Genomic DNA, 13,037 nt, shown 5'->3' with positions numbered 1-13,037 from the left:
GCTTCCTCAATCGCTACCCTGCCAACCGCTCCAGCAGGATGGGGGTGTGTTCGCCGTATTGGCCGCGGGCGTATTCGGTGTAGCCGAGTTTTGCGGCGAGCTTGAGCGAGGGGGCGTTGTCGGGGTGGATCATGCAGACGGTGCGGGGCATGGTCTGGTCGGCCCAGGCGAGGACGGCGGACAGCGCTTCGCGGGCGAGGCCCCTGCCCTGATATTGCGGCAGCATGACCCAGCCGGCTTCGGGCGTGTCGCCGAAGGGCGGGATGACGTTGCGGTGGAAATCGGCAAGGCCGAATTCGCCGATGACGGCGCCGGTTTCGCGTTCCGTGACCAAGAAATAGCCGTAACCGAGCAGTTGCCAGTGGCCGGCATAGGCCAGGATGCGGCGCCAGGTTTCATCCGGAGTCGAGGGGCGGCCGCCGATGAAGCGGGTGACGTCGGCGTCGGCCCAGAGGGTGCAGCAGGCGGCGAAGTCGGCCGTCGTGTGGGCGCGGAGAATGAGGCGGGGCGTGGTGAGGGTTGGGGTCATTGGAGTCTTTCCTGGGGATACCCCCTCCTAGCCTCCCCCTGATAGGGGGAGGAATCTGCACGGTGGGTGGGCGAGATTGTGCCCCCTACTCGATCGTCACCCTCGGGCTGACCCGAGGACACTTCACTTTACCGGCGCCCCGCAAGTGCAGGGCCCTCGGGTCAAGCCCGAGGGTGACGGCCGGTGGGCGAGGAGCTCACCTGCCCACTCCCGTCCTCTATCCGCCAACCACCGCAGTACGCGGCATGTCGGAGAGGATTTCGGCGTGGCCGTTGCGGATGATGACGATGTCTTCGAGGCGGAGGCCGTATTGGCCCTGCAGGTAGATGCCCGGCTCGATGGAGAAGACCATGCCGTCTTCGAGTTCGGTATCCGAGGTGGCGGTGATGTAGGGGGTTTCGTGGATGTCGATGCCGAGGCCGTGGCCGGTGCGGTGGAGGAAGTTGGGGCCGTAGCCGGCTGCTGATATGACGTCGCGGGCGGCCTTGTCGACGTCGCTGGCGCGGGCGCCGGGTTTGGCGGCGGCGATGGCCGCGTCGACGGCGCGGTCGAGGATGGAGTGGATCTGGCCAAAACCTTCAGGAGCAGAGCCAAGGAAGCCGACGCGGGTCATGTCGGAGGGGTAGCCAAAAATGCGGGCGCCGGTATCGATGAGGACAGCGTCACCATCGCGAAGTTTCGTATCGCCGGTGTGGTGATGCGGGAAGGCGCCGTTGGGGCCGAAGCAGACCGAGCAGAATTCGGTGGTGGCGCCGTGGGCCTTGTAGAAGTCGCGGATGACGGTGGCGACTTCAAGCTCTGTGATGCCGGGACGGAGGGCGGCGAAGCCGGCTTTCATCGCAGCGTCGTTGAGGACGGCCGACTTTTTGAGCGCGTCGTATTCGGCATCGTCCTTGCGGGAGCGGAGATAGCCGACCGTGTCATTGGTGAAGCGGCGGTGCGCGCCGGGGAGCGCATCGAGGACCAGCAGGGCGAAATCGGCGCGCATGGTTTCGTCGAGCACGATGGAGGGGCTGATGCGCGGCACACCGGCGGCGTCGATCAGGGCTTCGAGGGCGGCATGGGGGCCATCGGCATCGGCCCAGGGGAAGAAGGGCAGATCGGTGTGCTGGCGGGCGCTGTCGACATTGAGCGCGGGCATGAGGAAGCCAGCATAGGTGGCGGAGACCATGAGGAGCACGGGGCGCTCATCGCCGTGGGGTGAAAGATCGGCCAGGTAGAGCATGTGGCTGGAGGGGCCGATGACCACGAGATCGGTTGATGTGGCGGCCATGCGGGCGCGGAGATTGGCGAGGCGGGTGGTGAGGGTGGGGTTCATGGGGGTGCTCTTGGTCGAAAGGCTTCAACAGACCTCATCCTGAGCTTGTCGAAGGACGAGTCGTGGCACCATAGCAGGCACGACCTCGTGGTTCGACAGGCTCACCATGAGGTCTACTCAAGGCTCAGTGGCATAGCAAACTCGATCATCACCCTCGGGCTTGACCCGGGGGCTTTGTACTTGGCCACCACTCCCCAAGTGAAGAGCCCTCGGGTCAGGCCCGAGGGTGACGCGCGGTGGGTTGGGAGCAGGAGCCGGGCTGGAGGAGGTCGCCCGGCTCCTGAGCGGCGGTGTCTTGGGTCACCGCCGCTGTCGGGACCGCCTTAGTTCTTCGTCACCAGGCGGTAGTAGACGAAGTCGGAGGTGGCGCCGTTGACGTAGCCTTCGACATTGTTGGCCATGGCGATGGTCAGGGCCGCCTGGAACATGATCACGATCGGCGAATTGGCCTGAACTTCCTTCTGGATCGCGATGTAGTCCTCGTTGCGCTTGGCCTGGTCGGATTCGGCGAGCGCCGCGGTGACCTGGTCGTTCAGTTCCTGGGGCACGGCCCAGGCATTACGCCAGGTGGTGGTGGCCGTGTAGTTGCCGTCGGAATTGTCCGAATTGTAGGCGAAGGCCTTGGCGTTGGAGTGCGGGTCCATGAAGTCCGGGCCCCAATAGAGCAGCATGGCCTGGTGGGTGCGGTCACGATACTTGGTGATGACCTGGGCGCCGGTGCCGGGGAGGATTTCGAAATTGATGCCGGCTTCGGCGAAGGTGGCCTGGAGCGACTGTGCCATATCGGTGAAGGGCGCCGAGTTGATCACGTCGAGCGTGACGTTGATCGGCGTCTCGATGCCGGCATCGGCCAGGATCTGCTTGGCCTTTTCGACGTCGTGGGTGAACGGGGTTTCGTCATAGGAGCCGGGGAAGCCCTTGGGCCAGAAGGCCTGGTGGATTTCCATCTGGCCCTTGAGGAAGGACTGGGTCATGCCGTCGTAATCGACGAGGTAACGGGCCGCTTCCCAGACGGCCGGGGGCGTGAGCGACTCGGTCTTCTGGTTAAAGGAGAGGAAGTGGACGGCGGCCTGCGGATAGGTTTCCACCTTGACCGTATCGGCGGGCAGGCCGGCGATCTGGTCGGGGGTGAGGTTCTTGGCGAGGTCGACGTCGCCCGAGGTCAGCAACAACTGCTGGGTGGCGGCTTCGGCGACGTGGCGGATGATGACCGACTTCATGGCCGGCGCGCCGCGGAAGTAGGATTCGTTGGCGGTGAGGCGGACGATTTCAGCCGGACGATAATCGGACATCACGAAGGGGCCGGAACCGGCCGAGTGCGTATTGAGCCAGGCATTGCCCAGGTCTTCGCCTTCGGCATGTTCCATGACGAGGACTTCATCGACGATGGAAGCCGGGCGCGAGGCCAGCACGTTCAGCACGAAAGCGGAGGAGAAATCGCCCTCGTATTTTACCACCACCTTACCATCGGCGATGGTGACCATGTCGGCGATATTCTCGGGGGTCCAGCCGAGTTGGGCGAGAATGAAGGCCGGGGTGAGGTTCAGCTTGATGACGCGGGAGAAGGAGAAGACCACATCTTCCGGACGCACCGGATTGCCCGAGGCAAAGGTGGCGTCGCGCAGGGTGAAGGTGATGGTCTTGGCAGCGTCGTCGGCCACCCACTCGCTGGCGAGGCCGGCGGCGAGGACCGTGGTGTCTTCGGCTTCGTAGCCGACGAGACGGTCATAGACGTTGGTGTTGATCTCGCCGGAGGTGAATTCATAGGCCTGGGCGGGATCGAGCGCGACGATGTCGTCGATATTCTGGGCGATGACCAGGGCATCGGCGGGCGTGGCGGCATAGACGGCGCCGGCTGCCAGAGGCAGCGAGAGGGCCGTCGCCAGCAAAGCGGCGCGAAGCATCTTCATGAGCGTTTCTCCTTGTTGACGATTTTCTTCTTGTTCTTCACCGGCTCGGGGCCGGGTTTTGCCACCGCGACGGCCTGCCGGGGTGGCTTGGCCGAGGAGCGGAAGAGGGTGAGCGTGCCGGTCCAGAGGAGGCGCGCGGGCTGGTCGGTATGGTTGGACCAGGAATGGGGGCGGTTGCCCCGGAAATGCAGGCTGTCGCCAGCGCTCATCACCATTTCCTCATTGTCGAGGCGCTGGGTGATGGAGCCTTCCAGCACATAGAGGATTTCCTCGCCCTCGTGGGCCACCGTTTCGGAGCGGTAGCCCGATGGCACTGTCATGATGAAGCTGGAGAGCTGGTTGCCGGGGAATTCGGTGCCGAGACGCTCATAGACGATGGAGGAGCCATCGAGCGAGAAGCGATTGCGCTCATTGGCGCGGGTGAGCGCGGTCTGCGCGCTGGGGGCGGAGACGAAATAATCGATGCCGACGCCGAGGGCGCGGGCAATGCCGGCCAGGGTGCCGAGCGAGGGGGTGGCGTGGTCGCGCTCGACCTGGCTGAGATAGCCGACGGAGACTTCGGCGGCCTTGCCGAGCGCTTCGAGCGTCATATGCTGCTGGCGGCGGCGAGCACGAATGAGCGCACCCACTTTGGGATGCCCCTCCAGTTCCGACTTTGCCAGTGCTGCGCCCGCCATCCGTCCCACCAAAATTTTTTTGATATAAGCAAAGTTTTCTGTATGGTGGAAGCGAAATGTGAAGGGTTTCAAGGTCTGCGAGAGAGTCATCTTGCGGGCGTAGTGTGCTGTTTCTGTTAGGGGATTTTTGCTTGAGCATCGAGCCGCAGATTGCCGCCTCCCCTGCCCCCGCCTCGTCGCAAGGACGCAGGCTGGGCCGTGGCGTTTCGGCGGTGCTGGGCTTTGTCTTCACGGTTTTCCTCACCTTTCTGGGGCTGCTGGCCATAACCTTCTTCATCGGGCGGGTGATCCCCATCGATCCGGTGCTGTCGGTGGTGGGCGACCGGGCGACGCCTGCCGTCTACGAAGCGGCCAAGGTGCAGATGGGGCTGGACCAACCGCTGCCGATCCAGTTCTTCAACTATGTGGTGGGCGTGTTTTCGGGGGACCTCGGCAAGTCGGTTTCGACCGGGCGGGCGGTGGTGGACGATCTCAGCCGGTTCTTTCCGGCGACGCTGGAAATGGCGACGATCGGCATCATCATCGGCGTGGCTTTGGGCGTGCCGCTGGGGGTGATTGCAGCGAGCCGGCAGGGCTCGGTGGTCGACCAGATCATCCGCGTGGTGGGGCTGCTGGGCTATTCCATGCCGGCCTTCTGGCTGGGGCTGGTGGGATTGGCGGTGTTCTATGCGCGGCTGCGCTGGGTGGGCGGGCCGGGGCGGCTCGACATTTTCTATGACGGGCTGGTGAGCCCGGTGACCGGACTGATCCTGGTGGACAGCCTGCTGGCCGGCGAAGTGGATATTTTCTGGAATGCGGTGAGCCACCTGATCCTGCCCGCGTCGGTGCTGGGCTTTTTCAGCCTGGCCTATATCGCTCGCATGACGCGCAGCTTCATGCTCGATCAGTTGAGCCAGGAATTCGTGACCACGGCGCGGGTCAAGGGCGTGCCGGAGCGCGTGGTGATCTGGCGGCATGCATTCAACCCGATCCGCGTGCCGCTGATCACGGTGATCGGGCTGAGCTATGCGGGGTTGCTCGAGGGATCGGTCATGATCGAGACGGTGTTTTCGTGGCCGGGGATCGGGAATTATCTGACGACGGCTTTGCTCAATGCGGACATGAATGCGGTGCTGGGCTCGACGCTGGTGATCGGGGCGGTGTTCATCTTCATCAACAAGGTATCCGACGTGCTGTATCGGGTGCTCGATCCGAGGGCGCGATGATGGGTTGTTCAAACGAACATCGCGGTCTCGGCGCGTTCGACACCCCCCTCCTAGCGGCGCTAGGCGCTATGCGCCAAGCTCTGCTTGCCTCCCCCTCAAGGGGGAGGTGGGCCTTGGTGTGGTGACAACATCTAGCCACACCCCTGATGTCACCCTCCCCCTTGAGGGGAGGGTAGCAAAGCTAGGGCCAGCGGCCCGTAGCGCCGCTAGGGAGGGGGTGTCTCCATGACCACGCGCGACTGGTTGCTGGACGATTCCCCCACTTCGCGCTGGCAGGCGAGTGCCGGGCGGGCGTATCGGGTGTTCACGGCGCTGCTGCGCAACCCCTTGTCGGTGGTGGGTGGGGTGATCATTCTCGTGCTGGTGCTGACGGCGATTTTTGCGCCGTTTCTGGCGCCCTATTCTGCAACCGGGCAGGACCTGGCGAACCGGTTGGCGCCGCCTTCCGATATGCACTGGATGGGCACGGACGAGCTGGGGCGCGATATCTTTTCGCGGGTGATCTGGGGCAGCCAGATTACGCTGACCATCGTGTTGCTGGTGGCGCTGATCTCGGCGCCGCTGGGACTGCTGATCGGGGCCGTGGCGGGGTATTTCGGCGGCTGGACCGATCGGGTGCTGATGGGCATTACCGATATCTTCCTGTCGATGCCAAAGCTGATCCTGGCGCTGGCTTTCGTGGCGGCGCTTGGGCCGGGGATCAACAATGCGATCATCGCCATCGCCATCACCTCGTGGCCGGCCTATGCGCGCATTGCCCGGGCGGAGACGCTGACGATCCGCAATGCCGAATTCATCGCCGCGGTGCGGCTGCAGGGGGCGAGTCCCGTGCGGGTGATCGTGCGGCATATCCTGCCGCTGTGTACGTCTTCGATGATCATTCGGGTGACGCTTGACATGGCCGGGGTGATCTTGACCGCGGCCGGGCTGGGCTTTCTTGGGCTGGGGGCGCAGCCGCCGCTGCCGGAATGGGGCGCGATGATTTCGCGCGGGCGGACCTTCATTCTCGATCAGTGGTGGGTGGCGACCATGCCGGGCTTTGCCATCATCGTGGTGAGTTTGGGGTTCTGCTTCCTGGGCGATGGGCTGCGCGACGTTCTCGATCCGAAGAGTGAGGGGAAGTGATGGCGGTAGATACCCCCTCCGAGCGGCGCTAGGCGCTGCGCGCCAAGCTTTGCTTGCCTCCCCCACAAGGGGGCGGTGGGCTCCACTCTGTGGCACTATTTTGCCTTGGCCACCGCGATCACCCTCCCCCTTGTGGGGAGGGTAGCGAAGCTAGGCCCGCAGGGCCGTAGCGCAGCTAGGGAGGGGTTTTCTCGGCATGAGCACCCTGCTCTCAGTGCAAAATCTTCGGGTCAGCTTTCCCACTCATCGCGGGCGCGTGGAGGTGGTGAAGGGGATTTCGTTCACCCTCGGCCGGGAGCGGCTGGGGATTGTGGGGGAGAGCGGGTCGGGCAAGTCGATGACGGGCCGGGCCATTCTCAAGCTGATCCGCAAGCCGGGGCTGGTGACGGCGGATCGGCTGGACTTTGATGGTGTGGATATTCTGGCGCAGTCGGAGCGGCAGATGCGGGCCATCCGGGGCGCACGCATTTCCATGGTGATGCAGGATCCGAAATTTTCGTTGAACCCTGTGATGACTGTTGGCGAGCAGATCGCCGAGGCGTTGGTGACGCATGAGAAGCTGCCGCGGCGGGCGGTGAATGAGCGGATATTGGCGATGCTGGAAGCGGTGCGGATCGATGATCCGCAGCGGGTGGCCGGGCTTTATCCGCAGGAGGTTTCGGGCGGGATGGGGCAGCGCGTGATGATCGCCATGATGCTGATCCCCGAGCCGGAACTGCTGATAGCGGACGAGCCGACTTCGGCGCTGGATGTGAGCGTGCAGGCGCAGGTGCTCGATATCATCGACGACCTGGTGACGCGGAAGGGCATGGGGCTGATCCTGATCAGCCACGATCTCAACCTCGTGTCGCGCTATTGCGACCGCATCCTGGTGATGAATGCCGGGACCGTGGTGGAGGAATGCGCGGCGGGGGAACTCGACAAGGCGCAGCACCCCTATACGCGCGGGCTGCTGGCGGCGATGCCTGTGATCGACGAAACGCGCGACGAATTGCCGGTGCTCGACCGGACGCAATGGGCGGGCACATGAGCGCGATTTCTCTCGGCAATCTCGATATTTCCTATGGCGACACGAAAGTGGTGCATGGGGTGAGCCTCGACATATCTGAGGGCGAGAGCTTTGCGCTGGTGGGCGAGAGCGGCTCGGGCAAATCGACGATTCTGCGGGCGATTGCCGGGCTGGCGCCGGACTGGACGGGCGAAATTGCCGTGCTGGGCAAGGCACGTAGCCATGGCGTGGATCGCGATGTGGCGCGGCAGGTGCAGATGGTGTTTCAAGACCCCTATGGGTCGCTGCATCCGCGCAAGACCATCGACGCCGTGCTGAGCGAGCCGCTCGATATCAACGGGATCGGCAGTCGCGGCGAGCGGGTCGAGGCGATGCTCAATGCGGTGGGGCTGGACCAAAGGTTCCGGTTTCGCTTTCCGCATCAATTGTCGGGCGGACAGCGGCAGCGCGTGGCGATTGCGCGGGCGCTGATGCTGGAGCCGAAAGTGCTGCTGCTGGATGAGCCGACTTCGGCGCTGGATGTGTCGGTGCAGGCGGAAATTTTGAACCTGCTGAAGCGCCTGCGGCGGGAACAGGGGCTGACCTATCTGCTGGTGACGCACAACCTGCCGGTGGTGAGCTTTCTCTGCGACCGGCTGGCGGTGATGCGGCAGGGGCGGATCGTCGAGGTGGCCGATGTGGCGCTGCTGAAGTCGGGACGGCTAGTAGAGCCTTATTCGCGGGAATTGCTGGAGGCGACGGCGGGGAGAGACGCTTCTTTGGCGGATACCCCCTCCTAGCCTCCCCCTTAACAGATCGAGGCTTTGTCGCCATCCCGCCTTTTCCCGCGCGCAGAACCCCCACCCTCGGTCCCTCCCCACAAGGGGGAGGGAGGCGAAGGGCCGAGAATTCAAACCAAGGACCAAATTCATGACTGATTATGCTGATGCTATTGCACGGTTCGATACTGCCATTGCCGAGGCCAAGGGGGCCGATGCGGCGTTTTCGGCGCTGCAGGCGCTGGTGCAGGCGAGTGTGGGGGCCAAGCTGTTCACCTATATGACGGTGGACATGGAAAACGAGGTGGCGCGGCGGGCTTATACGAGCGATGCGGCGAATTATCCGACCTCTGGGACCAAGCCGATCCGGTATGATTCATGGTTCGATATCGTGCACAAGGAGCGGCGGTATTTCGTGGCGAATACGATTGCCGATATCGCCAAGGTGTTTCCGGATTATGAGCTGATCGACTCGCTGGGCTGCCAGAGCGTGGTGAACATGCCGGTGGTGCTGGGCGGGGAACTGGTGGGCACGGTGAACATGCTCGATGTGGAGGGGTATTATACGCCGGAGCGGGTGGCTGTGATCCGGAAGGTGGTGGCGGTGCCGGCGAAGCTGGCGGCGGCGGTGGCGCGGGGGTAGCGGGATAAGAGTCTTTGTTGGATACCCCCTCCTAGCCTCCCCCTGATAGGGGGAGGAACAGATTGGGTTTGGGGCACCCTTCCCTTCTCCCCTTGCGGGAGAAGGTGCCCGAAGGGCGGATGAGGGGTTTCTTTCACGAGCATCTGACTCGCGGAGAGAACCCCTCACCCGGTTTTCCGCTGGACGCGGAAAACCACCCTCTCCCGCAAGGGGCGAGGGGTGGCTCCACTCTTGGGGCGATATCTAACCCGCTTGCGCCATGAGGGTGGCGTTGCCGCCGGCGGCTGTGGTGTCGATGCAGACGTGGCGTTCGACGAGGAGGCGGGCGGAATCTTCCGCTGAGGTCAGGAGCGGGATGATGGCGCCGGTGCGGGCGCTGAGGGCTTGGCGGATGGACCGGAGGGTGGCGTCTTCGGCGAACCAGGCCACGGCATCGAAACTGGTGGCGTTGCTCAGGGTATCGAGGTCGAGAGTGGCCAGGATGGCGGTGTTGCCCGATGTGGCAGCCATGGTGGCCTGGACCTGTTGGTCGGCAGCGGTGGGGCCGAGGCAGAGGAGCGTGCCGCGCGGGGCGGTGTGCATGATGTTGCTTTCGCCGGTGGGGCCGGGCAGCGGGAGTGGGGCTGTCTGGACGGGGCCGTGGCTGAGCGTGAAGCGCGGCAGGTAATGCGGGCCGCCGGCTTTGGGGCCGGTGCCGGAGAGGCCTTCGCCGCCGAAGGGCTGGGAGCCGACGACGGCGCCGATCTGGTTGCGGTTGATGTAGATATTACCGGCTTTGACGCTGCTGGAGACCTGGCGGACGCGTGAGGAAATGCGGGTGTGGAGGCCGAAGGTGAGGCCGTAGCCGCTGGCATTGATGGCGGAAATTACCGCATCCAGTTCGCCGGATTTGAAGGTGGCGATGTGGAGGACGGGGCCGAAGATTTCTTCGGTGAGGTCGGCAATGGATTTGATGCGCAGGACGGTGGGGGCGACGAAGGTGCCGGTGCCCGAACCTCGTGGTTCGACAAGCTCACCATGAGGTTCTTCGGGAATTTCGCGCGACTTCAAGCGATGAATCAGATTCCCGTTTTTCTCGTAAGTGTCGATGTGGGCCTGGATTTTTGATCTGGCGGCTTCGTCGATGACGGGGCCGATATCGGTGCTGAGGGTCCAGGGATTGCCCATGGTCAGTTCGTCCATGGCGCCTTTCAGCATCTCGATGGTGCGCTCTGCAGCGTCTTCCTGGAGATAGAGGACGCGGAGGGCGGAGCAGCGCTGGCCTGCGGACTGAAAGGCGGAGGCGAGAATGTCGCGCACCGCCTGTTCGGGAAGCGCCGTGGAATCGACGATCATGGCGTTGAGGCCGCCGGTTTCGGCGATGAGGGGCGCGGTGGGCGCCAGATGGGTGGCCATGGCCTGGTCGATCTTGCGGGCGGTGGGGAGCGAGCCGGTGAAGACCACGCCTGCAATAGCGGGGTTGGAGGTCAGGGCGGTGCCGACCTCCCCTGCCCCCGGCAGGAGCTGGATGGCGTCGGCGGGGATGCCGGCCTGGTGCATGAGTTGGACGGCGCGGAAGGCGATGAGTGGGGTCTGCGGCGCGGGCTTGGCGAGGACGGGATTGCCTGACACGAGGGCGGCGGCGATCTGGCCGGTGAAGATGGCCAGGGGGAAGTTCCACGGGGAGATGGCTGATATGGGGCCGCGGGGGGATGCGAGGGGATGGGCCTCGGCTTGCTGGGCGTAGTAGCGGAGGAAATCGACGGCCTCGCGGACTTCGGACACGGCATCGGCCCAGGTCTTGCCGGCCTCGCGGGCTAGCAGGGCGAAGAGTTCGGGGCGGTTGGCTTCGTACAGGTCGGCCGTGGCGCGGAGGAGGTTGGCGCGGGTGGCGACGGGGGTGGCGGGCCAGGTGGAGGCGGTGGCGGCGGATATCGCGGCGGTGACGTCGGTCGGGGTGGCGTTGATGACGGTGCCGAGGGAGTCGGTTGGGTTGGCGGGGTTGGTGAGCTGGGCGGGATCGGAGTACCCCCTCCTAGCCTCCCCCTGATAGGGGGAGGAACCGCGCGGTGGATGTGGCGCGATCAGCGGCTCGGCGTGCCATTGGGTTTTGGCGAAGGTGGCGCGGGCGGATTCCATTGCTGGGAAGGCGATGGGATCGGTGAGGTCGAGGCCGATAGAGTTTTGGCGCGGGGCGAAGATGGCTGAAGGGGCCGGGATGGCTGGATTGGGGATGGCATCCAGAGCGAGAACCTTGGCCACGGGGTCTTCGGCCACCACCGATGCCGGGATGTCTTCGTCGGCGATCTGGTAGACGAAGGAGCCGTTGGCGCCGTTTTCGAGGAGGCGGCGGACGAGGTAGGCCAGCAGGTCCTTGTGGGCGCCGACGGGGGCGTAAATGCGGGTGCGGGTGCCGTGGTTCGTGCGCAGGACTTCGTGCAGGCGCTCGCCCATGCCGTGCAGGCGCTGGAACTCGAACGTGTCGTTGTAGCGGCCGGCTTCGGCCGCCAGGTGGAGGACGGCTGACGCCGTATGGGCGTTGTGGGTGGCGAATTGGGGGTAGATGTTGCCGGCGGCGAAGAGCTTTTTCGCGGCGGCGATGTAGCTGATGTCGGTGGCGGCCTTGCGGGTGAAGACGGGGTAGCCGTCGAGCCCGAGGACCTGGGCGCGCTTGATCTCGGCGTCCCAATAGGCGCCCTTGACGAGGCGAACCATGATGCGGCGGGAGAGGGATTTTGCGGTGGCGTCGAGCCAGTCGATCAAGGGCAGGACACGTTTGCCATAGGCCTGGACGACGACGCCGAAGCCGTCCCAGCCGGCTAGGTCCGGCGTGGCGAGGACTTCGGCGATGATGTCGAGCGAGAGATCGAGGCGGTCGGCTTCTTCAGCGTCGATGTTGAAGCCCATATTGGCTGATTTGGCTGACAGGGCCAATTGGCGAGTCAGATCAACCAGTTCGGCCATGACGCGGTGGCGTTGCGCGAACTCGTAGCGCGGGTGGAGCGCGGAGAGTTTGACCGAAATGCCCGGATTGTCACGGACGGACGGCGCTGTGCAATGGGGGGCCAGGGTGGCGATGGCGCGGGCGTAGGCGTCGAAATAGCGGGCTGCGTCGGCGGAGGTGCGGGCGGCTTCGCCGAGCATGTCGTAGGAATAGCGGTAGCCCTGGGCTTCGGGTTTGCGGGCATTGACCACGGCTTCGTCAATGGTGCGGCCGAAGACGAACTGGCTGCCGAGCAGGCGCATGGCCTGGGCGACGGCGGTGCGGATGACGGGTTCGCCGAGCCGGGCTATGGCGCGATGCAGGGCGTTTCTGGGGCCGATTTCGGGGTCACCAAGGACATCGGCGGTGAGGCCGAGGGCCCAGGAGGAGAAATTGACCAGTTGATTGGACGAGGCGCCGAAATGGCCGGTCCAATCGGAGCCGCCGACCTTGTCGTGAATGAGGGCATCGACGGTTTCGGCATCGGGGACGCGGAGCAAGGCTTCGGCGAGGGACATCAGCGCCACGCCCTCGTCGGTGGCGAGGCCGTATTCGGCGAGGAAGGACTCCATGAGGCCGAGGCGGTTGCCCTTGCGGACCGAGGTGACGAGGGCTTCGGCGTGGGTGGAGATGGATTGGCGTGCCGCGGCATCGAGGTCGGTGGCAGCGATGAGATCGTGGACGAGGGTGGTTTCGTCGGCCAGGTTCCGGCTGCGGAGGGTGTGGCGGATGGTGGTGATGGACATGAAGCCTCCGGGGCACGCCCTCGTGGTTCGAGGCGCTGAAGAAGCGCACCTCACCATGAGGGCTACTGGTTGGGCGGAGGATGCCATGAGTTTGACAGGCGTTTCGCCTGATCTGGTGGCGCTTTGCGGCGCGAAGCGTTATCGTGAAGGTAGAT

Annotated in this window: 10 protein-coding genes; 5 read left to right on the top strand and 5 right to left on the bottom strand. The window is 64.6% G+C overall.

The window, feature by feature from the left end; translation table 11 throughout:
- Positions 1-13: 13 nt before the first annotated feature.
- The 4 genes from FPZ08_RS02625 to FPZ08_RS02610 form a co-directional block, all read right to left on the bottom strand.
- Positions 14-529 carry a GNAT family N-acetyltransferase gene (locus FPZ08_RS02625; RefSeq protein ID WP_146288544.1) on the bottom strand — a complete coding sequence of 172 codons (516 nt, stop codon included), beginning with the start codon at positions 527-529 and terminating at the stop codon, positions 14-16.
- A 217-nt stretch (positions 530-746) separates the two neighbouring features.
- A complete protein-coding gene (locus tag FPZ08_RS02620; protein WP_146288543.1) occupies positions 747-1,847 on the bottom strand; it encodes a M24 family metallopeptidase in 1,101 nt (366 codons plus the stop codon).
- A gap of 323 nt (positions 1,848-2,170) precedes the next feature.
- The gene (locus FPZ08_RS02615; protein WP_146288542.1) at positions 2,171-3,757 is read right to left on the bottom strand and encodes an ABC transporter substrate-binding protein; all 1,587 of its coding nucleotides are present in this window, start codon (positions 3,755-3,757) and stop codon (positions 2,171-2,173) included.
- Positions 3,754-4,434 carry a helix-turn-helix domain-containing protein gene (locus tag FPZ08_RS02610; protein ID WP_146288541.1) on the bottom strand — a complete coding sequence of 227 codons (681 nt, stop codon included), beginning with the start codon at positions 4,432-4,434 and terminating at the stop codon, positions 3,754-3,756. Before FPZ08_RS02610 ends, FPZ08_RS02615 begins: the two co-directional genes overlap by 4 nt.
- 131 nt (positions 4,435-4,565) lie before the next feature.
- Between FPZ08_RS02610 and FPZ08_RS02605 the strand changes: the two genes are divergently transcribed.
- From FPZ08_RS02605 to FPZ08_RS02585, 5 genes are all read left to right on the top strand, one after another.
- Positions 4,566-5,639 (top strand): ABC transporter permease, encoded by a 1,074-nt coding sequence (locus FPZ08_RS02605; protein ID WP_425457567.1) that lies wholly within the window; start codon positions 4,566-4,568, stop codon positions 5,637-5,639.
- Between the two features lie 225 nt (positions 5,640-5,864).
- A complete protein-coding gene (locus tag FPZ08_RS02600; protein ID WP_146288540.1) occupies positions 5,865-6,764 on the top strand; it encodes an ABC transporter permease in 900 nt (299 codons plus the stop codon).
- A 196-nt stretch (positions 6,765-6,960) separates the two neighbouring features.
- Entirely contained in the window at positions 6,961-7,794 is an 834-nt protein-coding gene (locus FPZ08_RS02595) for an ABC transporter ATP-binding protein (RefSeq protein ID WP_146288539.1), read from the top strand.
- Complete coding sequence (locus FPZ08_RS02590; RefSeq protein ID WP_146288538.1) at positions 7,791-8,552, top strand: ABC transporter ATP-binding protein; 762 nt, start codon at positions 7,791-7,793, stop codon at positions 8,550-8,552. Before FPZ08_RS02595 ends, FPZ08_RS02590 begins: the two co-directional genes overlap by 4 nt.
- Before the next feature lie 130 nt (positions 8,553-8,682).
- Positions 8,683-9,174 carry a GAF domain-containing protein gene (locus FPZ08_RS02585; RefSeq protein ID WP_146288537.1) on the top strand — a complete coding sequence of 164 codons (492 nt, stop codon included), beginning with the start codon at positions 8,683-8,685 and terminating at the stop codon, positions 9,172-9,174.
- A gap of 243 nt (positions 9,175-9,417) precedes the next feature.
- Here the strand turns inward: FPZ08_RS02585 and putA are convergent, their stop codons facing one another.
- Complete coding sequence (putA, locus tag FPZ08_RS02580) at positions 9,418-12,882, bottom strand: bifunctional proline dehydrogenase/L-glutamate gamma-semialdehyde dehydrogenase PutA (RefSeq protein ID WP_146288536.1); 3,465 nt, start codon at positions 12,880-12,882, stop codon at positions 9,418-9,420.
- Positions 12,883-13,037: the final 155 nt, after the last annotated feature.

Origin of the sequence: Devosia ginsengisoli, assembly GCF_007859655.1 — a bacterium.
Classification (GTDB): domain Bacteria; phylum Pseudomonadota; class Alphaproteobacteria; order Rhizobiales; family Devosiaceae; genus Devosia; species Devosia ginsengisoli.
Note: the sequence above shows the minus strand (reverse complement) of the source record. Positions and strands in the feature narration are given on the sequence as shown.